The organism is Burkholderia sp. Tr-862 (genome assembly GCF_011753085.1).
Taxonomy (GTDB): domain Bacteria; phylum Pseudomonadota; class Gammaproteobacteria; order Burkholderiales; family Burkholderiaceae; genus Burkholderia; species Burkholderia ambifaria.
This window is the reverse complement of record NZ_VWWG01000003.1, coordinates 72390-93196: the sequence shown is the minus strand read 5'-3', so window position 1 is coordinate 93196 and position 20807 is coordinate 72390. Positions and strand designations below refer to the sequence as shown.

The 20807-nt window shown below is 66.4% G+C and carries 17 protein-coding genes and 2 tRNA genes; 12 read left to right on the top strand and 7 right to left on the bottom strand.

Annotation, left to right across the window (positions count from 1 at the left end):
- The first annotated feature begins 23 nt into the window (after window positions 1–23).
- From F3J14_RS01945 to F3J14_RS01915, 7 genes are all read left to right on the top strand, one after another.
- A tRNA-Leu gene (locus F3J14_RS01945) sits at window positions 24–110 on the top strand.
- 247 nt (window positions 111–357) lie between these two features.
- Window positions 358–444, top strand: a tRNA-Leu gene (locus F3J14_RS01940).
- 461 nt (window positions 445–905) lie between these two features.
- Entirely contained in the window at window positions 906–2153 is a 1248-nt protein-coding gene (locus F3J14_RS01935) for an ROK family protein (RefSeq protein WP_166721533.1), read from the top strand.
- The gene (locus tag F3J14_RS01930; RefSeq protein WP_166721532.1) at window positions 2140–3693 is read left to right on the top strand and encodes a sugar ABC transporter ATP-binding protein; all 1554 of its coding nucleotides are present in this window, start codon (window positions 2140–2142) and stop codon (window positions 3691–3693) included. Before F3J14_RS01935 ends, F3J14_RS01930 begins: the two co-directional genes overlap by 14 nt.
- 40 nt (window positions 3694–3733) lie before the next feature.
- The gene (locus tag F3J14_RS01925; protein ID WP_166721531.1) at window positions 3734–4771 is read left to right on the top strand and encodes a ribose ABC transporter permease; all 1038 of its coding nucleotides are present in this window, start codon (window positions 3734–3736) and stop codon (window positions 4769–4771) included.
- Window positions 4772–4857: 86 nt separating this feature from the next.
- On the top strand, window positions 4858–5802 hold the full coding sequence (locus F3J14_RS01920) for an ABC transporter substrate-binding protein (protein WP_166721530.1): 945 nt from the start codon (window positions 4858–4860) through the stop codon (window positions 5800–5802).
- Window positions 5803–5929: 127 nt separating this feature from the next.
- On the top strand, window positions 5930–6880 hold the full coding sequence (locus F3J14_RS01915) for a carbohydrate kinase (protein ID WP_166721529.1): 951 nt from the start codon (window positions 5930–5932) through the stop codon (window positions 6878–6880).
- Window positions 6881–6919: 39 nt separating this feature from the next.
- Here the strand turns inward: F3J14_RS01915 and F3J14_RS01910 are convergent, their stop codons facing one another.
- The 3 genes from F3J14_RS01910 to F3J14_RS01900 all read right to left on the bottom strand — a co-directional run bounded on the left by F3J14_RS01910 (window position 6920) and on the right by F3J14_RS01900 (window position 9965).
- Entirely contained in the window at window positions 6920–8638 is a 1719-nt protein-coding gene (locus tag F3J14_RS01910; protein WP_166721528.1) for a SulP family inorganic anion transporter, read from the bottom strand.
- A gap of 24 nt (window positions 8639–8662) precedes the next feature.
- The gene (locus tag F3J14_RS01905; RefSeq protein WP_166721527.1) at window positions 8663–9289 is read right to left on the bottom strand and encodes a ParB-like protein; all 627 of its coding nucleotides are present in this window, start codon (window positions 9287–9289) and stop codon (window positions 8663–8665) included.
- A gap of 133 nt (window positions 9290–9422) precedes the next feature.
- Entirely contained in the window at window positions 9423–9965 is a 543-nt protein-coding gene (locus F3J14_RS01900; RefSeq protein ID WP_166721526.1) for a GNAT family N-acetyltransferase, read from the bottom strand.
- 286 nt (window positions 9966–10251) lie between these two features.
- Here F3J14_RS01900 and F3J14_RS01895 point away from each other — a divergent pair, with 286 nt between their 5' ends.
- The 4 genes from F3J14_RS01895 to F3J14_RS01880 all read left to right on the top strand — a co-directional run bounded on the left by F3J14_RS01895 (window position 10252) and on the right by F3J14_RS01880 (window position 15487).
- Window positions 10252–11472, top strand: a complete 1221-nt coding sequence (locus F3J14_RS01895; RefSeq protein ID WP_166721525.1) for an MFS transporter — start codon at window positions 10252–10254, stop codon at window positions 11470–11472.
- A 215-nt stretch (window positions 11473–11687) separates the two neighbouring features.
- The gene (locus tag F3J14_RS01890; protein WP_166721524.1) at window positions 11688–12506 is read left to right on the top strand and encodes a TetR/AcrR family transcriptional regulator; all 819 of its coding nucleotides are present in this window, start codon (window positions 11688–11690) and stop codon (window positions 12504–12506) included.
- Between the two features lie 282 nt (window positions 12507–12788).
- Window positions 12789–14543 (top strand): AMP-binding protein, encoded by a 1755-nt coding sequence (locus tag F3J14_RS01885; protein ID WP_166721523.1) that lies wholly within the window; start codon window positions 12789–12791, stop codon window positions 14541–14543.
- A 29-nt stretch (window positions 14544–14572) separates the two neighbouring features.
- The gene (locus F3J14_RS01880) at window positions 14573–15487 is read left to right on the top strand and encodes a DUF1571 domain-containing protein (protein WP_166721522.1); all 915 of its coding nucleotides are present in this window, start codon (window positions 14573–14575) and stop codon (window positions 15485–15487) included.
- A gap of 27 nt (window positions 15488–15514) precedes the next feature.
- Here the strand turns inward: F3J14_RS01880 and F3J14_RS01875 are convergent, their stop codons facing one another.
- Window positions 15515–15796, bottom strand: a complete 282-nt coding sequence (locus F3J14_RS01875) for a hypothetical protein (RefSeq protein WP_166721521.1) — start codon at window positions 15794–15796, stop codon at window positions 15515–15517.
- A 294-nt stretch (window positions 15797–16090) separates the two neighbouring features.
- Here F3J14_RS01875 and hfq point away from each other — a divergent pair, with 294 nt between their 5' ends.
- Window positions 16091–16681 (top strand): RNA chaperone Hfq, encoded by a 591-nt coding sequence (hfq, locus tag F3J14_RS01870; protein WP_166721569.1) that lies wholly within the window; start codon window positions 16091–16093, stop codon window positions 16679–16681.
- 83 nt (window positions 16682–16764) lie between these two features.
- Here hfq and F3J14_RS01865 read toward each other — a convergent pair whose 3' ends face one another.
- Genes F3J14_RS01865 through F3J14_RS01855 form a run of 3 tightly spaced genes read right to left on the bottom strand, consistent with a single transcriptional unit; the run spans window position 16765 to window position 20801 of the window.
- Window positions 16765–17472, bottom strand: coding sequence for a DUF2968 domain-containing protein (locus F3J14_RS01865; RefSeq protein WP_166721520.1), 708 nt, complete (start codon window positions 17470–17472; stop codon window positions 16765–16767).
- A gap of 54 nt (window positions 17473–17526) precedes the next feature.
- Window positions 17527–18918: a sigma-54 dependent transcriptional regulator gene (locus F3J14_RS01860; protein WP_166721519.1), complete on the bottom strand. Its 1392-nt coding sequence runs from the start codon at window positions 18916–18918 to the stop codon at window positions 17527–17529.
- Window positions 18919–18935: 17 nt separating this feature from the next.
- Entirely contained in the window at window positions 18936–20801 is a 1866-nt protein-coding gene (locus F3J14_RS01855) for a TadG family pilus assembly protein (protein WP_166721518.1), read from the bottom strand.
- Window positions 20802–20807: the final 6 nt, after the last annotated feature.

Genomic DNA, 20807 nt, shown 5'->3' with positions numbered 1-20807 from the left:
TCGCATCGCAGCAAGCGAAACGTGCCCAGGTGGCGGAATTGGTAGACGCACTAGGTTCAGGTCCTAGCGGTGGCAACATCGTGGAGGTTCGAGTCCTCTCCTGGGCACCATCTGTTTTTTGAAAAGGTCGGCTTATGCCGGCCTTTTTTCATTTCCGGCGCCGGATTGATACGCTCGCTCGCGGCGGCATCTGTCCACATACCCGACGTCACGACGCATCGGCGATTCGTGGCCGCTCATGCCCTCGCTCAACGTCGCCAGCAAGCCATCAAATAATTTTCGTTCGCAACCCGTTGACAGATCCTTCAGACGCGCTATAATTTTGCTTCTTTGCAGCAAGCAGCTACTGCAAAACGTGCCCAGGTGGCGGAATTGGTAGACGCACTAGGTTCAGGTCCTAGCGGTGGCAACATCGTGGAGGTTCGAGTCCTCTCCTGGGCACCATCTGTTTTTTGAAAAGGTCGGCTTATGCCGGCCTTTTTTCATTTCCGCTTCCGCAAGCGCGATATCGCGTTCATATCGCGACTCACACCGCCCCTCCCCATTACGCGCGCCAGGCGTACCGCATCCCCTCCCTCGTCATCTTTGCGCAAGGACGATCCATTTCGGCCTTCGAAATTAGCTCACACGCGTCATCTGCGCCAAGCAAACGATCCGCCGGATCGCGCTGAAACATTGCGCCAACCAGGACCGCGAGGTCGGCCGGCAGCCGAATCCTGCGCCCCGTCGCAACCCGCAACGACGCTCGATGAAAACCTGCCGCGCCCGCAAACCCACGCCCCGCCTGCCTCTCCGACCGAAGCCGGGATTTCCCTAGGCTGACATGCCGTCGCTCACGCGGTTAAATAAATCAACGTGATTTATTTAATGCGTCGACAGACGACGCGCCCATGGAAGGAGACGCCATGAGAAGCCCGCACATCGGCCAGGGAAGCAACTCGGCCAACGTGCGCCGTTACAACGAGCGCCTGCTGTTGAAGACGCTGCGCCGTGCGGGCAGCGCGTCGAAGGCCGACCTTGCGCGTCTCGCGAGCATGACGGGCACGGCGGTCGGCAGCATCATCGCGTCGCTCGCCGACGCGAAGCTGATTGAATTCGCCGGCCGCACCGAGGGCCAGCGCGGCCAGCCGGCATCGTTGATCCGTCTCGATCCGCGCGGTGCGTTCGGCATCGGCGTCCATCTCGACCGGATGCGCATCGAAACGGCGCTCGTCAATTTCGCGGGCGACGTGCTCGGCCGCCGCTCGCACGACACGCTGCTTCCCCCGCCCGCCGACGTGCTCGAGATCGTGCGGCGCGACATCGATGCCATGCAGGATCTGCTCCCCGCGCATGAGCGCGCACGACTCACGGGCGTCGGCGTCGCCCAGCCGTACAACCTCGGCGCGTGGATGCGCGAGCTCGGCCTCGCGCCCGACACGTTCCGCGCATGGGAAGACGTCGATTTCGCGAGCGATCTCGGGCGCATGCTGTCGCTGCCCGTGTTCGGCGAAAACGACGGCAACGCCGCCGCGATCGCCGAACTGTTCTACGGGTACGGCCGACAGTGCGACGACTTCGTCTACCTGTTCATCGGCCCCGCGATCGGCGGCGGCATCGCGGTCGACGGAGACTGCCTGCGCGGCGTGACCGGCAATGCCGGCGACATCGCCGTGATTCCCGTGCCGCCGAGCCGGCTGGCGTCCGCACCGCCGCCGCGCGGCCCGTGGGACATCCTGCTCGCCCGCGCGTCGCTGCATGCGCTCGTGCGCCACCTCCGCCATCACGGCGAGACGGTCGAGAATCGCGCCGACCTCGAGGCCTGCATCGCGCGCGGCCTGCCGGCAGTCGACGAATGGATCGACGACTGCGTCGACGCGCTCGCGCCGGCATTGCGCGCGGTGCTCTGCGTCGTCGATGCGCCGGTGGTGGTGCTCGACGCCGATACCGACGCCGGCCTGCTCGACGCGGTGACGACCCGCCTGCGCGCGGCCCTCGTCGCCACCGCGCCGGAAGCGCGCGGCACGCCGACGCTCGTACGCGGCACGTTCGGGGCCGACGCCGGTGCGATCGGCGCCGCGACGCTGCCGATGTTCTTCAACTTCTCCCCGCGGGCCGGCATCCTCAAGGGCGCCCGCACCGAATCGCAGGAGGTCAACCATGTCGCGATCTGAGTCGTCCCGGCCGCTGCTCGAGATGCGCCGGATCAGCAAGACGTTCCCGGCCGTGCGCGCGCTCGACAACGTCAGCCTGACCGTCTATCCGGGCGAGATCCATTCGCTGATGGGCGAGAACGGCGCAGGCAAGTCGACGCTGATGAAGATCCTCTCCGGTGCGTACCGCGCCGACGCCGGCGGCGAGATCCTGATCGACGGCGAGCGCATCGACGTCGACGGCCCGCTCGTCGCGCGCGATGCGGGCGTCGCGGTGATCTACCAGGAGCTGTGCCTCGCGCCGAACCTGACCGTCGCGGAAAACATCTACGTCGGCCGCGAACTGCGGCGCGGCAACCGGCGCTGGGGCACCATCGACCGCGCGGCGATGGCGCGCGGCTGCCAGGACGTGCTCGCCCGCCTCGGTGCGCCGTTCGGTCCGGACACGCTCGTCGGCACGCTGTCGATCGCCGAGCAGCAGCTCGTCGAGATCGCGCGCGCCGTGCATACCCGCGCGCGCATCCTCGTGATGGACGAACCGACGACGCCGCTGTCGTCGCGCGAGACCGAGCACCTGTTCGGCCTGATCCGCCAGCTGCGCGAGGAAGGCCTCGCGATCATCTACATCAGCCACCGGATGGCGGAAATCTATGAATTGTCCGACCGCGTGTCGGTGCTGCGCGACGGATCGTACGTCGGCACGCTCGAGCGCGAATCGCTGTCGGCCGAACGGCTCGTCGCGATGATGGTGGGCCGCGACATCTCCGGCTTCTACAAGAAGGAACATGCGCCGTACGACCCCGGTCACCTGCTGCTGTCGGTGCGTGACATCGCCGACGGCGAGCGCGTGCGCGGCTGCAGCCTCGACCTGCATGCCGGCGAGGTGCTCGGCATCGCCGGGCTCGTCGGCGCGGGCCGCACCGAACTGGCGCGGCTGATCTTCGGCGCGGAGCCGCGCACGCGCGGCGACGTGAAGCTCGGCGACCGCGCGTTCGGCGCGCATTCGCCGCGCGACGCGATCGACGCCGGCCTCGTCTACCTGACGGAAGACCGCAAGCGCCAGGGTCTGTTCCTCGACATGAGCGTACGCGACAACATCAATATCTCGGTGTGCAACCGCGATGCGCGGCTCGGTGCGCTCGATCTCGCACGCGGTGCGCAACGCGCACGCGACGCGATCGCATCGCTGTCGATCCGCGTGCCGAACGCCAACGTCAACGTCGGCGCGCTGTCGGGCGGCAACCAGCAGAAAGTGCTGCTGTCGCGCCTGCTCGAAACCAAGCCGCGCGTGCTGATTCTCGACGAACCAACGCGCGGCGTCGACATCGGCGCGAAATCCGAGATCTACCGGATCATCAACGAACTGGCCCGCGCGGGCGTCGGCGTGATCGTGATCTCGAGCGAACTGCCGGAAATCATCGGTGTCGCCGACCGTGTGCTCGTGATGCGCGAAGGCGAGATCGCCGGCGAACTCGGCGGCCACACGCACACGCCCATCACGCAGGAAGCGATCATCGCGCTTGCGACCGGCTCGCAGGCCGAACTCGCCGACGCGCACTGACCACGGCCCCTTCATTTCCTTCTTCATTCAAGGTACCGAAATGATCAACCCGACCAAGCAGCGGAACCTCGCTTCCGCGACGGCCCATCCGGTGGCCACCCGTACGCCCCTGATGCGCGGCGCCGATCATCGCGCACGCATGCAGTCGCTGATGCGCACCGCCGGCATGCTGCCGGTGCTGCTGGTTCTCTGCATCGGCTTCGGATTCCTGACCGACGGCTTCTTCACGCTGCAGAACCTGTCGATCGTCACGCAGCAGGCGTCGATCAACATCGTGCTCGCGGCCGGCATGACCTTCGTGATCCTGACGGGCGGCATCGACCTGTCGGTTGGCTCGGTACTCGCCGCGTCGGCCGTCGCCGCACTGCTCGCCTCGACCATCCCCGGCTGGGGCTGGCTCGGCGTGCCGATCGCGCTCGCCGTCGGCCTCGTGTTCGGCGCGATCAACGGCGGCCTGATCTCGTTCCTGCGCCTGCCGCCGTTCATCGTCACGCTCGGCGCGATGACGGCCGTGCGCGGGGTCGCCCGCCTGATCGGCAACGACACGACCATCTTCAACCCGCAACTGCCGTTCGCATTCATCGGCAACGGCACGATCCTCGGTGTGCCGTGGCTCGTCGTGATCGCCTGCGCGGTGATCGCGCTGTCGTGGTTCATTCTGCGCCGCACGGTGCTCGGGATGCGGATCTATTCGGTCGGCGGCAATCCGGAAGCCGCGCGGCTGTCGGGCATCAACGTGCGGGCAATCCAGATGTTCGTCTATGCGGCGTCGGGCCTGCTCGCGGGTCTCGGCGCGGTGATGTCGTCCGCGCGGCTCTATGCGGCCAACGGCCTGCAGCTCGGCCAGTCGTACGAACTCGACGCGATTGCGGCGGTGATCCTCGGCGGCACGAGCTTCGTCGGCGGCGTCGGCTCGATCGTCGGCACGCTGATCGGCGCGCTGATCATCGCGGTACTGACCAACGGCCTCGTGCTGCTCGGCGTGTCGGACATCTGGCAGTACATCATCAAGGGGCTCGTGATCATCGGCGCGGTCGCGCTCGACCGATATCGCCAACGCGACTCGGCCCGTACCTGACACGCTTTCCTCACCGTTCAATCATCAGGGCGCAGGCAGGTCCTCCTGCGCCCGTCCGCCAACGGACCATCCGGAGACACAACGACATGTTCAAGCACAAAGCCGCCCTGACCGCCGTCGCCTGCACGCTCGCATTCGGCGCTGCCGCCGCCCATGCAGCCGACAAGCCGCTGAAATCGATCGGCGTCACGGTCGGATCGCTCGGCAACCCGTACTTCGTCACGATCGTGAAAGGCGCCGAAGCGCGCGCGAAACAGCTCAACCCGAACGCGAAAGTGACCGCCGTGTCGGCCGACTACGACCTGAACAAGCAGTTCACGCAGATCGACAACTTCATCTCCGCGCACGTCGACATCATCCTGCTCAACGCGACCGATCCGAAGGCGATCGAGCCGGCGGTGAAGAAGGCGCAGGCGGCCGGCATCACGGTCGTCGCGGTGGACGTCGCGGCAGCCGGCGCGAACGCGACCGTGCAGACCAACAACGTGAAGGCCGGCGAGCTGGCGTGCGACTATCTCGCGAAGAAGCTCAACGGCAAGGGTAACGTGATCATCGAGAACGGCCCGCAGGTGTCGGCCGTGATCGATCGCGTGAACGGCTGCAAGGCGGTGCTCGCGAAGAATCCGGGCATCAAGCTGCTGTCGAGCGACCAGGACGGCAAGGGCTCGCGCGAAGGCGGGATGAACTCGATGCAGGGCTACCTGACGCGCTTTCCGAAGCTCGACGGCGTGTTCACGATCAACGACCCGCAGGCGATCGGCAGCGATCTCGCGGCGAAGCAGCTGAACCGCCCGAACATCGTGATCACGTCGGTCGACGGCGCACCGGACATCGAGGTGGCGCTCAAGTCCAACACGCTCGTGCAGGCGTCGTCGAGCCAGGATCCGTGGGCGATGGCGCAGCAGGCCGTCAACGTTGGCTACGGAATCATGAACGGCCAGAAGCCGGCCAATCCGATGATCCTGATCGAGCCGACGCTCGTCACGCGCGACAACGTGAAGGGCTACAAGGGCTGGAGCAGCCCGCGCTGATCGCGTTGCGCGACCCGCGACCCCGGGCGGCGCCGGGCCGCGTCGCCGCGTGCGACGCGCGCCCTGCCTGTCCGTCCACCTCAACCGCCGCACCGCCGCGCGACATGCCGCGGCACGAGATTTCGACATGACGACGACGTTCCCCCGCCTGATCGTATTCGGCGAAGCGCTGACCGATTTCATCCGCGACGATGCGCACCACTGGCGCAGCGTCGCGGGCGGCTCGTGCTGGAACGTCGCGCGCGTCGGCGCGCGGCTCGGCGTGCCGACCGCGTTCGCCGGCACGGTCAGCCACGACATCTTCGGCGACGAACTGATGCGCCGGAGCGCCGATGCCGGGCTCGACCTGCGCTTCATGCGACAGGTCGATCGCCCGCCGCTGCTCGCGATGGTCGTGTCGAAACAGCCGCCCGACTATTTCTTCATCGGCGAGAACAGCGCCGACCTCGCGTTCGATCCGGCCGACCTGCCCGATGGCGCACTCGACGCGGCCGAGATCGTGCACGTGGGCTCGCTCGGCGTCGTGCGCGAGCCGCTCGCGCCGCGCCTGATCGAGGTCGTGCGGGCTGCCCGCGCGGCCGGCAAGCGGATCTCGTTCGACCCGAACTATCGCGCGCCGATGGCCGCGCCGTCGTATCGCGACACGCTGCGCACGCTGGCCGGTCTCGCCGACTGGATCAAGGTATCCGATGAAGATCTGCGCGGCCTGTTTTCCGAACTCGACGAAGCCGCCGCGCTCGCGCAATTGCGCGCCTGGGCGCCCGATGCGACCGTGCTCGTCACGCGCGGCGCGGCCGGCATGCAGCTCCTGCACCGCGACACCGCGCTGTTCCAGCCGGCGTTCGCGACCGAGGTCGCCGACACCGTCGGCTGCGGCGACGCCAGCATCGGCGGCTGGCTGGCCAGCCAGCTCATGCATCCCGGCGCATCGGCCGCCGACCATCTGCGCTACGCGGCAGCCTGCGCGGCGGTCGCCTGCGCGCATGCGGGCGCGTATGCGCCGACGGCTGCCGAAGTTGCCGACGTCGTGGCCAGCCGCGCGAGCGCCGAACCGGCCGACGCCGCGCTATCGCACTAGGCGGCACCGGAGCTAGGCCCGCGCGTGTGCCCCGCAGGCTCATGCGCCTGCCTTCCCGACCTTGCCGCGCGCCTGCAGCAGTTGCAGGCTCTCGTCGACGCTCAGCTCGGACATCGCTTCGTCACGCAGCGTGTCGTCGGTCGCGCGACTTAGCGCATGCAGCGCGTGCTCCTTGAGCCGCACGATCGCGAACTGCAGCCCGCGTGCCGCGCATTCGGCCGCGAACGTGCGCAACGACTCGATCGTCGTGCCGTCGACGTCCGGCGTTTCCTCGAGACTCAGCATCACGGTATGCGTATCGGGCGCGGCCTTCATCAGCGCGCGCACGCGATTGAGCATCCGGTCTGCGTTCGCGAAGAACAGCTGCGCCTCGGGGCGCACGATCAGCACACCGGGTATCGGCTTCGCATCGGCGTGAATCGCGACGGCGACGAAGTCGTGCCCGTCGCGCAGCCGGCCGAGCACGCTGACGTTCGGCTCCGACAACTTGCGCAGCGTCAGCAGCAGGCTCACGCCGATGGCCGCGAGCAGCCCGTGCAGCACGCCGAGCACGAGCACCGCGAGCAGCGCGGCGACCACGACGAGCCGGTCGCGATGCCAGACCCAGTACGGCCGGAACACCGACGGATGCAGCGAATGGCTGACCGCGAAGATCACGATCGCCGCGAGCACGGGCTCCGGCGTGCGCGCGAGCTGCGGCAGCAGCAGCCACACGATCAGCGCGACCACGCCGGCGGCCCACAGGCTCGAGAAACGCGATTGCGCGCCGGCCGCCTCATTCGCCGACGTCGCCGAATAGCCGGCGCCGACCGGCATCCCGTGCAGCAGCCCCGACACGAGGTTCGCGCAGCCGATCGCGACGAGGTCGCGGTTCGGTGACACGCTGTCGCCGTGCTTCAGCGCGAAGTTGCGGATCGATCCGTACGACTCCGCATACAGGATCAGCATCAGCGCGAAAGCGAGCTCGACCGTCTGCATCCATGCGTTGCGGTCGAGATGCGGCAGCCCGAATGCGAGGTGCTGGAAATCGATGTGTCCGACGATCGCGATCCCGTAGTGCTGCCAGTCGACCACATAGCCGGCCGCGATCGACAGCACGATGACGACGAGCGTGGCCGGCACCCGCTTGCTGCGCCCGAGCAGGAACAGCAGCGCAAGCGCGCTCCCGCCGAGCGCGACGCTCGCGAGGTTTGCACGCGGCGCACCGGCGACGAGGTCGAGCACGACATGCGGCGCATCGCTGTGCTGCACGGAAATCGCGAGAATCTTCGGCAGTTGCTTGAGGACGATCGTCAGCGCCAGTCCGAACGTGAACCCGCGCAGGACCGGACGCGCGACGAAATCCGACATGCCGCCGAGCCGTGCCACGCCCGCCAGGATGAACAGCACGCCGGTCATCGCGACGAGTGCGGCCGCCAGCGCGAGTTGCGCGGCGAGCGCCATCCCCGATTCGGCCAGCACGGTCGCCGCGAGCACGGCCGCCGACGACGAGGTCGACGACACGATCGCAAAGCGGCTGCTGCCGGTCAGCGCATACACCACGAGCCCCGACAGCAGCGCGATCAGACCGGCCTGCGGCGGCAGGTTGGCGAGCCCCGCATACGCAACCGCCTCGGGAATCAGCAGCCCGGCGATCGACAGACCGGCCAGCGCGTCAAGGCCGATGCGCCGCGTGGGCGGCGGCGTTGCCGCATCGAGTGCGGCGAAATGCTCGGGATGCTGCGGGCCGGCATCCGGACGGGGCGAGGCGGTCGTCATGAGGCGGTAGGCGCCGTGCGCATGTCAGGATTTGGCGGCGATGACACCCGACCAGCCGGGCAGATAGCGCGCGTCCTGGTCGTGTGCGCGGCGCAGCGAGACGTCCAGCGCCTTCGAGAAGTTCTTGCGGATCTGGTCGAGCGTCACGTGCTGGCGCAGGTAGTCGGCCCACAGGAATTCGCTGAACGGCGTCGCATCCTTCGCATAGCCGCCCGCCGTGCGCAGTTCGCCCGCGAGGCTCCGGTACGGATCGTCCTCGAGCCCCGTCAGCACCTTCGGCAGATTCGCGTAGTCACGACGCGAGCCATCCGAACCGAACGGATGCACCCACTGGTTGTGTTCCATCATCCGCCAGAAGATCGTCTCCTCGAGCCAGGACAGATCCTTCAGCAGCATCGCGTTCACGCGCGTCTGCCCTTCCTCGATCAGCGCGAGGCCGAGATGGTGATGATCGGTGATGTAGTAAAGGCCGCCCGGGCCGAGGACGGCCGGAAACCAGTGAGAGTCGATCGCGGCCTTGCGCGCACGCTTGTCGAGCGCTTTCCAGTGCTTGCGCTTCGCTTTCACTTCGCGATAGCCGACCGTCATTTGCGTCGGACGCAATGCGTCGAGCCGGACGGGAATGAGATGAACGTCGTTGCCGAGTGCCATGGTCGTACCCCATGTTGGGAATTTCCGGCAACGATACTCCTGATCGTGCGAACTGCTAATCCCTCGCGACGAGGACAGGCATGCGCTTGACCTTCTCTGACAACCGGCGTCGCTGCCGCATCGCGTCACCGCGTCAGGCTCGCAGGTCGTCGCGCTCGAGACGATGACATACGTAGGGAATCCCGTCGTGCACGACGCTCACGCGCCGCATCCCGAGCTTGCGTGCGACGTTCAGCGAGCCCGTGTTCGCCTCGGCGATATCGGCGATCACGCGCGGCAGCCGCACGGTGTCGAACGCATGACGCACGACGGCCGCGGCGGCCTCGCACGCGATGCCGCGCCCCCACGCCGCGCGCACGAGCCGCCAGCCAATCTCGACGTCGCGCGCGCCGCCCGCATAGTCGGGAATCAGCAGGATCCAGCCGATGAACGTGTCCGGCGCGGCCTTCTCGAAGATCGACCAGTAGCCGAGGCCCGGCGGATAGTCGCGCGTGATCCGGTGCGTGACGAAGCGGCGATGTTCGTCCGGGTCGTGCCACGGGCCCGCGATGTAGCGCGTGACCTCCGGATCGCGATCCATCTCGATGCTCGCGTCGAGATCGGCCAGCACGCGCGGGCGCAGCCACAACCGCTCGGTCTCCAGGACGGGCAATGCGGCTACGGAAGGTTCGGTCATCGGGACTCCTGATTCGGGGGCGATGCGCATCGTGCGCATCACGCATTACATAACTGCTACAAAAAGCCTTCCGGAATGATACAGACGCCTGACGCTCGTCTCGCACCCCGTTGTTTCCGCTTTCTCAACAGATCATTTCGTAGGGATTATTCCCGATTCACGGTTATCGCGCCCCACATCGGACGGCGTCGCGGCCTACACTCGATCCATGCTCCCGCGCCGCGCGCCAGCCGGGCCGGCATCCGCCTTCAGATCGTGAGCGCAAGCCAACGAGGAGACCTCGGACATGAGCTGGACCCGCGAACAACGCAACGTCACGATCGCCGCCTACCTCGGGTGGACGCTCGACGCGTTCGACTTTTTCCTGATGGTCTTCGTGCTGAAGGACATCGCCGCCGAATTCGCGTCGACGATCCCCGCCGTCGCGTTCGCGCTCACGCTGACGCTCGCGATGCGCCCGATCGGTGCGCTGATCTTCGGCCGGCTCGCCGATCGCTTCGGCCGTCGCCCGACGCTGATGGTCAACATCGCGTGCTATTCGCTGTTCGAACTCGCGTCGGGCTTCGCGCCGAGCCTGACCGCGTTGCTGGTGCTGCGCGCGCTGTTCGGCATCGCGATGGGCGGCGAATGGGGCGTCGGCTCCGCGCTGACGATGGAAACCGTGCCGACCCATGCGCGCGGCTTTGTGTCGGGCTTGCTGCAGGCCGGTTATCCGAGCGGCTATCTGCTCGCGTCCGTCGTGTTCGGCCTGCTCTACCAATACATCGGCTGGCGCGGGATGTTCATGGTCGGCGTGCTGCCCGCGCTGCTCGTGCTGTACGTGCGCGCGCACGTGCCCGAGTCGCCGGCCTGGAAGCAGATGGAAAAGCGTTCGCGGCCGAGCCTCGGCGCCACGCTGCGGCAGAACTGGAAGCTCACGATCTATGCGATCGTGCTGATGACCGCGTTCAACTTCTTCTCGCACGGCACGCAGGATCTCTACCCGACCTTCCTGCGCGAACAGCATCACTTCGATCCGCACACCGTGTCGTGGATCACGATCGTGCTGAACCTCGGTGCGATCGTCGGCGGCCTGTCGTTCGGCGCGATCTCGGAGCGGATCGGCCGCCGGCGCGCGATCTTCATCGCGGCGCTGATCGCGCTGCCGGTGCTGCCGCTGTGGGCGTTCTCGAGCGGCCCGGTCGCGCTCGCGGCCGGCGCGTTCCTGATGCAGATCTCGGTGCAGGGTGCGTGGGGCGTGATCCCGGTCCACCTGAACGAGATCTCGCCCGACGAGATCCGCGCGACCTTCCCCGGCGTCGTCTACCAGCTCGGCAACCTGCTGGCGTCGGGTAACGCGACGATGCAGGCGTCGCTCGCGGTTTCGCAGGGCAACAACTACAGTTTTGCCCTCGCGCTGGTCGCCGGCATCGTCGCCGTCGTGATCGCCGTGCTGATCGTGTTCAGCCGCGAACGGCGCGGCATCGACATGACGCAATCGGTCAATACGCGTACCACCGTCGGCTGAACCCGCGCGTTGCCGCATTGCACCATCGCGCGTGCCCCGTCCAGCCGGGCCGCACGCGAGGTATGCCGCACCTGCACATCGAACTAGAGGAATTTATCCAGATTCCCTGCTTGCCCGCGCCGCCTGCGTTTTTTTATCTTAATAAAAACGGCTGTTTGAATTACATAATCAAATCACCTGTTCGCGGCCGCGCGACCGGCATTGGGAGGCGGGACATGGCAGTAAGTCAGGAGGGGCGATCGTCCGCGGGACGGCCGTCCGGGACGCGGGCACCCGGCAATCGGCAGGCCGGCGGAACGAAGGCGCGCATTCTCGATGCGGCCGAGGACCTGTTCATCGAGCATGGCTTCGAAGCGATGTCGATGCGGCAGATCACGTCGCGCGCGGCGGTGAACCTCGCCGCGGTGAACTACCACTTCGGCAGCAAGGAAGCGTTGATCCACGCGATGCTGTCGCGTCGGCTCGATCAGCTCAACCAGGAGCGCCTCGGCATCCTCGACCGCTTCGATGCGCAGCTCGGTGCGCACATCACCTGCGAACACGTGCTCGGCGCGATGTTCATTCCCGCGCTGAAGGCGTCGCGCAACCCCGATCGCGGCGGCCCCGCGTTTCTTCGCTTGATCGGCCGCGCGTACACCGACCCGTCGCCGTTCGTGCGCAACTTCCTGACCGCGCACTACGCGAGCGTCGCGGGCCGCTTCTTCGATGCGTTCCAGCGCGCGCTGCCGCATCTGCCGCGCACGGAGCTCGGCTGGCGGCTGCACTTCGCGATCGGCGCGCTGTCCGGTGCGCTCGCCGGCGCCGAAACCGAAAGCCTGATCGACGAATTCTCGCAACGCCGCACGATGAACGACGTGCAGATGATCGCGCGGCTGTCCTCGCTGATCGTCGCCGCGCTGAAGGCGCCGATGCCCGACAGCACGCAGTTGTCGATCTTCGCGGCCGTGCTCGACGACGCGGGCGCGAGCGAAGCCTTCGGGCTGTCGCCGGGTACGGCCGCGGCCGATACGGCGACCGCACATTCGGCGAGCTGATTGCGTCACGCCGCGCAGGCGGCGATTCACGGTTTGGGCGGCCCGGGCCGGCGTTGATGCGCCGGCCTGGGCCGTACGAATGTCATGCGGCGGGAGCCAAGGCTGGCCGGCTTTCGTCGACGAAAAGCATGGGGTGAGAGTACGTGCCGAAGCGCCGACTCTCGTCGACCGCGAAGCATGGGGTGAGAACAAGCGCTGAAGCGCCGACCCTCATCGACCGCAAAGCATGGGACGAGAGTAAGGCGCTAAAGCGCCAACTCTCGTCGACATTGGAGACACATCATGTCCTCATCCGCAGCAACCGCAACGGCCCAGCTCCCGCCGAACAGCGACGGCGTCTGGTACGCGTCGTATCCGCCCGGCGTGCCGCACGAGATCGACGTCACGCAATACGCGTCGCTCGTGCAGTTCTTCGACGAATGCACGACGCGCTTCGCCGAGCGGGTCGCCTACGTGAGCGCAGGCGCATCGATGACCTACCGCGCGCTCGCGCAGAAAGTCGAAGCGTTCGCGTCCTATCTGCAAAGCGCCGGCGTGAAGCCGGGCGACCGCGTCGCGATCATGCTGCCGAACACGTTCCAGTACCCGGTCGCCCTGTTCGGCACGCTGAAGGCCGGCGCGATCGTCGTCAACGTCAATCCGCTCTATACCGCCCGCGAACTCGCGCACCAGCTGAAGGACAGCGGCGCGCAGACGATCGTCGTGTTCGAGAACTTCGCGCGCACGCTGCAGGAAGCGCTGCCGGAAACGCAAGTGAAGAACATCGTCGTCACCGCGCTCGGCGACCTGCTCGCCGACGGTTTCAATGCGAAGGGGCGCCTGATCAACTTCGTGCTCAAGCACGTGAAGAAGCTGGTGCCTGACTACAGCCTGCCGCAGGCGATCCGGCTGCGCTCCGCCCTCGCGCTCGGCGCGCGCGGCAAACCGCAGCCGGTGCAGACGACGCGCGACGATCTCGCGTTCCTGCAATACACCGGCGGCACGACCGGCGTCGCGAAAGGCGCGATGCTCACGCACGGCAACCTGATCGCGAACCTGCTGCAGGCCAAGGCGTGGATCGCCGATCAGGTGTCGGGCGACGTCGAGACCGTGCTGACGCCGCTGCCGCTCTATCACATCTATTCGCTGACGGTGAACGCGTTCATCTTCATGGGGCTCGGCGGGCGCAACATCCTGATCGCGAACCCGCGCGACATGACGATGGTGATGAAGATCATCCGCAACGAAACGTTTACCGGGATCACCGGCATCAACACGCTGTACAACGCGTTCCTCGACAACGAGGAATTCCGCAAGCGCGACTTCTCGCAGCTCAAGCTCGCGATGGCGGGCGGGATGGCGATGCAGCGCGCGGTCGCGGAGCGCTTCCAGCAGGTCACGGGCCGGCCTGTCGTCGAAGGCTACGGGCTCACCGAATGCTCGCCGATCGTCACGATGAATCCGGTGAACCTGAACGACATGGCCGAATTCAGCGGCTCCATCGGCCTGCCCGCTCCGTCGACGCTCGTGCGCTTTCGCCGCGAGGACGGCACCTGGGCCGCCGTCGGCGAGCCGGGCGAGCTGTGCGTGCACGGGCCGCAGGTGATGCGCGGCTACTGGCAGCGGCCCGACGAGACCGCGAAGGTGATCGACGCCGACGGCTGGCTCGCCACCGGCGACATCGGCGTGATGGACGAGCGCGGCTTCATCCGCCTCATCGACCGCAAGAAGGACATGATCCTCGTGTCGGGCTTCAACGTGTATCCGAACGAGATCGAGGAAGTGCTGGTGATGCATCCGGGCATCAGCGAAGCCGCTGCTATCGGTATCCCGGACGAAGTCCAGGGCGAACGGATCAAGGTCTTCGTCGTGCGCCGCGACCCGGCGCTGACGGTCGACGACGTGCTCGCGCACTGCCGCAAGAACCTGACCGGCTACAAGATGCCGAAGTTCGTCGAATTCCGCGACGCGCTGCCGCAGACCAACGTCGGCAAGATCCTGCGCCGCGCGCTGCGCGACGAGGAACTCGCCAGGATCAAGGCCGCGAAGCAAGGCTGAACGACGCATCGCTCCGGGAGACACTGTCGATGAACGAAGGAAACAAACGCCGCGCGACGCATGCCGCCGCTGCAGTCGCCTGCATGCTGTTGCTCGCGCAGCCGGGCCTGCATGCGCAGGAAACGGCCGATGCCGCGAGCGCGACGCAGGCGGCCGCCCTGCCGGCGGAGCTGGCGAAGGTCACGCACGAGCCGCTCGCGCAGCAGGCGCGCTGGCTGCGCACGGCCGCCCAGCGCGGCACGCTCGCGCAACTCGACGATGCGACGCTGACGACGCTGTTCAAGGCGCTCGATCCGCTCGCCGTGCCGCTCTATATCCGCAATGGTCCCAACGGTTATCCGTCGTACCAGTTCACGATGGTGCGGCAGGAACGCATCAGCGGGAAATGGTCCGACACGCCCGATCGCATGCTCGTGAAGACCACCCGCGAGCCGCTGCGCGTGTATGCGAAATGGCTGCCGGGCGGCGCGCATGCGGGACAGGAGACGATCTACGACACGACCCAGCGCAAGGACGAGATGTACGGCCATCTCGGCGGCCTGCTCGGCAAGATTCCGTTGTGGACGGCGCTCGACGGCGCGCTCGCACGCGCGCAGTCGAATCACCAGGTGAAGGATCTCGGCACCGAGTTCATCACGAACCTGTACCTGACCGAAGGGAAGAAATACCAGGAAGCCGGCGTGCAGCGGCCGACGCAGGTGGAAGCGAAGACGATCGGCGGTGTGCGCGTCGTCGCACTCACCTACGAGACGCCGACCGGCCGGCCGCAGTTTTACGCGAAGAAGGAAACGCTCGGGCTCGACCTGCACGCGCCCTACTTCCGGACCGTCGAATCCTATGACAACGACGGCAAGATCTTCGAGCGGATCATCATCGAGAAGATCGCGCCGGCAACGCTCGACGAATCCGCGTTCGACCCGAAAAACCCGGACTACGCGTTCTGAGCGTCGACGGCGCGCCGCATGTCGCGCTCAGTCGTCGTCATCGTCGTGGTGGTGCTTGTGCCAATGCTTGTAATAGTGCCTGCGCCATTTCCGGTAACGGTCGTCATCCTCGTCGCCGTAGTAGCCGTATCCGTAACCCGGATACGCGACCACCGCCGGCTGCGGCGCCACATAGACCGGTGCCGGCTCGACATAGACCGGTGCGACCGGCACGCCAATGCCCACCGACAGGTCGACGTGCGCCATTGCACTGGCGGAAGCGAGCAACGCCACACTCCCGATCGATACCGCCAATCCCCTCTTGTTCATGTTTCCCTTCCTGATCCGCCGGCCTGCCCGGCACGCGCGATGAAGATAATCCGGCTGCGCCCGGCCAGGTGCTACGCCGTTGCGAGAGTCGTAACGCGACGTAACGAAACGGCGCTAGCCATTTGGCCGAATCGCGAAAACGCGCTGGAACGTCTATAGTGGGTTACGGTTCGACACAATCACGACCGCGCGCTGGTGGAACGAACAGGGTAAAATCCCGCCAAACACTTGGTGGGCGACCACGCCATCCACACGCACAACATATTCTCTGACGCAGGCTCCTGCCGCACCTCAATGGCCAATCCCGCAGAATCCCATCCGCAAAACGACTTCATCAATTCGGCGCGCAAGGAACGTAAGCGTGTTGAAATCTATCTCGTCAACGGCATTCGTCTGACGGGGTGTATCGAGTCGTTCGACCAGTACCTGGTGATGCTGCGCACCCCCGTGGGTCTGCAAGGCATCTACAAGCGTGCGATTTCCACGATCCAGCTCGATACGGGCGGCTCGCGCCCAGGTGGCGGCGGCCCCCGCGGCCCGCGTACCGGCGGTCGGCCGGGCGGCCGCGAAGGCGGCGGTCACAGCCCGTACGGCTCGCATGGCGGCTCCCGCGAATCGCGCGGCGACGGCGGCTACGGCTCGCGCGAGCCGCGTGAAGGTTACGGCTCCCGTGAACCGCGCGAAGGCTATGGCTCCCGCGAACCGCGCGAGGGTTATGGCGCGCCCCGCGAAGGTTACAGCGCCCCGCGCGAACCGCGTGAAGGCTACGGCGCGCCGCGCGATGCCGGTGACGCATCGGGTAACACGTCGCAGTCCGACACACGCGGCGGCAACGGGCCAGTGATCGTCACGCGCCGCCGGCGAATCGTGCCGGACGGCCAGTAAAACAAAAGGGCAAGCCAACCGGCTTGCCCTTTTTCCTGGTGGGTCGGCGCGGCATGTCGTCGCACCGGCCGTACCGTGATCGCTCAGTGTGCCGTCGCCGGCAAGCCTGCATTGGCCTCACGCTGCAGCGAACGCACCTGCTGCTGCAATGCGCGCAGTTGCGACTGAAGCTCCGCCTGCTGCGCCTGCAACGCCGCCGTTTCATTGCGGACGCTCTTCTGGCGATCCACGACCGCAGCCTGCTGCTCGCGTGCGATGGAGATGTCGGCCTGCAGACGCCGCGCCCGCTCCTGCGTGAGCGCGATCTGCCGGTCCGTCTGTGCCTTCTGCGATTCCAGCTTCGCCGCACGCAATTCGTTGACGGCCAGCCGTTCCGCCTGATGCGAGAAATCGCGATAGACCGCTTCCGCCCGCGTTTCGTCGTAAGTCTTGATCACGCGCCAGAACGCCTTCTGCTGGAACAGCGCGACGAAATAGGCACCGTCCTTCACGCTGAACAGCAGGCTCGCGCCGTAGCTGCCGTTATAGCTGGTGCGCATTTCCGTCAGCGAATGCGCCTGGATCTGGCGCTGCAGTTCATCAACCGTGCTCGGCCCGGTCGTCTCGCCCGCCTGCGGCTGCACCGACGTTTGCACCTGCTGATCAAGCACCGGAATCGCCGCCACCGGGGCCGACGCCTGCTGTACCGCCGGCGCTCCATTGCCTGCCAACCCCTGCGCGTACGCGCCCTGCACGCCTCCCATCATGGCGAGCAACACACACGCCCGCCCCAACCCCGTCATATGGCTCATGAATTTTTATTCCCGCCCGTGTCGTTGTAATTCAGCGCGATTTTATCTCATTAATTACTCGCTTTCGCGGGTCTCGGGCTCTTCGTCGAATATCTGATATTTACGCATCTTTTCCCACAACACCTTGCGGCTGATGCCGAGCTGCAGCGCCGTATCCTGGCGCCGCCAACCGTTTGCGTCGAGCGCCGCGATCACGCGGCTGCGCTCGTTCATGTCCCACTTGCTTCGGTCGACGAAGACTTCCGCCGCGCTTTCCGCCGGCACCGGCTGCGCCGAGTTGCGCGCATGCGCGACCAGCCGCTGCAACCGCGCCGCATCCCAGCCGCCCGTCTGCCGCACCGTCACGCCGACGCGCTCCGCGAGGTTGCGCAGTTCGCGCACGTTGCCGGGGAAATAGCTGTCCGCGACCGCGTCCGCGAGCCAGTAAGGCAGATCGGACAGCTGCGCGAGCCGCTCGTCGCCCACCACTTCCGCGACGAACGACTTGAACAGCGCGATCTTGTCGACCGCGCCCCGCTCCTCCAGCGACGGAATGCTCAGTTCGATCACCGCGAGCCGATAGTAAAGATCCGCGCGGAACAGGCCGTCCTTCACGAGCTGCGGCAGCTTCTTGTTGCTGGCCGCGACGAGACGAAAATCGACCTTGAGCGGCGTCGTCGCGCCGACCCGCAGCACGGCGCCGTCCTCGAGCACGCGCAACAGCTTGACCTGCTGGTACAACGGCAGGTCACCGACTTCGTCGAGGAACAGCGTGCCGCCCGCCGCCTGTTCGAAATACCCTTTATGCGCAACAACCGCGCCGGTGAACGAACCTTTCGCATGCCCGAAGAACAGCGATTCGAACAGGCCGTCAGGGATCGCACCGCAGTTGACCGGCACGAATTCGCCGTTGCGATAGCGCGAATGCTTTTCGTGGAGCAATTGCGCGATCCGTTCCTTGCCGACGCCGGTTTCGCCGTGCAGCAGCACATTGGTGTCGCAGTCGGCGAACGTGTCGACTTCGTGCAGCAGCGCCTGCATCGACTCCGAGTGCGCGACCAGTTCGGACGGCTGCAGCGTTTCGGCCGCGTGCGCGCGCAGCTGCGTGACGAGCTTGCCGATCATCCCGCGCAGTTCGGCGCAGGTGAAGTCGAGCGGCAGAATGTGCGAATAGTCGGGCGGATACTGCGATGCGTCGTGGTCGCGCGCCGCGCCGACCCAGACGACCGGCATGCCGATGTTGGCTTGCCAGTCGCGCAGGAACGCCGCGCCGGTTTCAATCATCGTCACGCTGATGATCGCGAGCGATGGCCGCAATGCGGCGCGCTCCGGCGAGATTTCCGCATTGTCGGCGCGGATCACTTCGACGTCGAAGCTCGCCATGCAGCGGGCAACGCGGTCGACAATGTCCGCCTTGCCTTCCCAGACGTACAGATCGAGTTCTGCGATTGCGGGCGTGTTTCTCATCGGGTGGTCTTGCTTCTCTAATTACTGACAGTTTGCGCAGCGCCGCAGGTCAGCGACATCTGATGTACCGTGGCGGCACCGAGCTGGACGCCAAGCAGATCCAGCAGCGGATTGATGATACCGTCCAGCGCGCTCAACAGCGGGCTCAAAACGCCGGTCAGGAGCCCCAGCAGTTTCGGAATGAAATCCGCTGTGATCGGGACGGTGATGGTTCCGGACAGCAGCTCCGCTTTCGGCGTGATCGTGGCCGAGCTCAGACCGGCCAATGCATTGCTCACGGCCGAACCCAGCGCATTCGTGTTGGTGGTCCAGTAGTAGGACGGATCGCTTCCGCCCCGTCCGTAAAACGTATTGGTCGCCGTGTTGCCGGCCAGATTCACCGACACGTTGGAAACGGTCGCGGAAACCTCGACCGCGCCAGCCAGCACACGCACGTCGAGCACCTTGGCAGGCGTCGAGCAGCTGTAGGTCGCCGGCAGGTTGAGCAGGTTGCCGCTGAGCGGCGGCTGGCCGATACATAGATTCGCGACGCTCGGTTGCGCGCTGATCGTGGCCGAATTCGGCGAGGTCAGGCAATTGGTCGACAACAGCGTTGCGCTGCCCGCGCCGAGCTGCACGTAAAGCGGCAGATACACGTTCGCGGACGCCACGACCGGCAGCGGATTCACACCGAGGTTGACGAGGAGATAGAGGCCGATCTGCGCATTCGTCGCGACCGTGCGCCACGCGCCGGTCGCGTCCTTCCCGCCTTCGCCCACCGCGATGGTCGGCGGGCTGATGATCTGCACCTGCAACTGCGCGATCGATACGGAAGTGCCGTTCGGCAGCGCAAGCGGCACATTCGCGCCGATTACGACGCCCGGCTTGCCGCTCTGTGAGATCTGCGCCATCGCCATCACGAGATCGAGCACGTTCACGGTCGCGTCGGCCGCCGCCTGCGCATTCGCGAGGCCGAGCGTGAGCAGCGACGTGGCACCCTGTCCGGTCAGGCGCGCGACGTTGATGCTGGTATTGCTGACCAGGCTCAGGTTGAGGATGTTGTTCAGTGCGCCGGTCGCACTCGACTGCAGAGCGGTGCCGAGGGTGGTGGTCTTCCCGACTGCCGCCACCGTCGCCTTGAGCAGCGTGCCGACCGATGCCTGCGCATTGACCAGCCCGCCCATCGTCCCGTTGCCGACCGACAGCGACTGCAGCGCGACGGCGATATCGCCCAGCTTGACGTTCGCGCAGGCAAGCCCCTGATAGGACGCAAGATTGAGCGTCAGCGGCGTACCGCCCTGGCCTTGCAGCAGCGCGCCCAGCAGCGCATTCACCAGACCGGGATTGCCGGTCGGCACACCCGAGCAGCCGACTCCACCGACGGCTGCCAGCGTCGCGCCGATCGAGAACGTGTCGATGTTGGTCGCCTTCGCGGTCGACGTGGCGATCACGGTGCGCGTCGGTCCGAAGAAGAAATACGGCATCGACTTGGAAATCGTGACCCGAACCGCATTCAGCTGGGTGAGCTTGGGAACCGACGTCTTCGACGAATAGAAACTGCTCGACGTCCCGGTGGCCGTCGGTGCCCAATAACCGCAATCGGCCGACAGGGTCGTGGTGCCGCCGACGGAAAAGCCGTTCGTCGACGCGTTTTTCGTGGCCACGCTCGTCACGTTCGCACACGCATCGTCCAGCCGCTGGACCGCGGCCAGCGCCGCGAGATCGGCGACGCGCTGCATGTCGCGGCGGGCCAGGAACACGTTGCCGATGTCGACCGAACCGAGAATGACCATCGCCAGCAGTATCCATACGGACGCCATGACGACGACCGCGCCGCGCTGTCGCCGCGGCGCGGCGCGCCCCCGTCCGGACACTCGATTCGATGAATGGCGAGCCGCGATCATTACCGT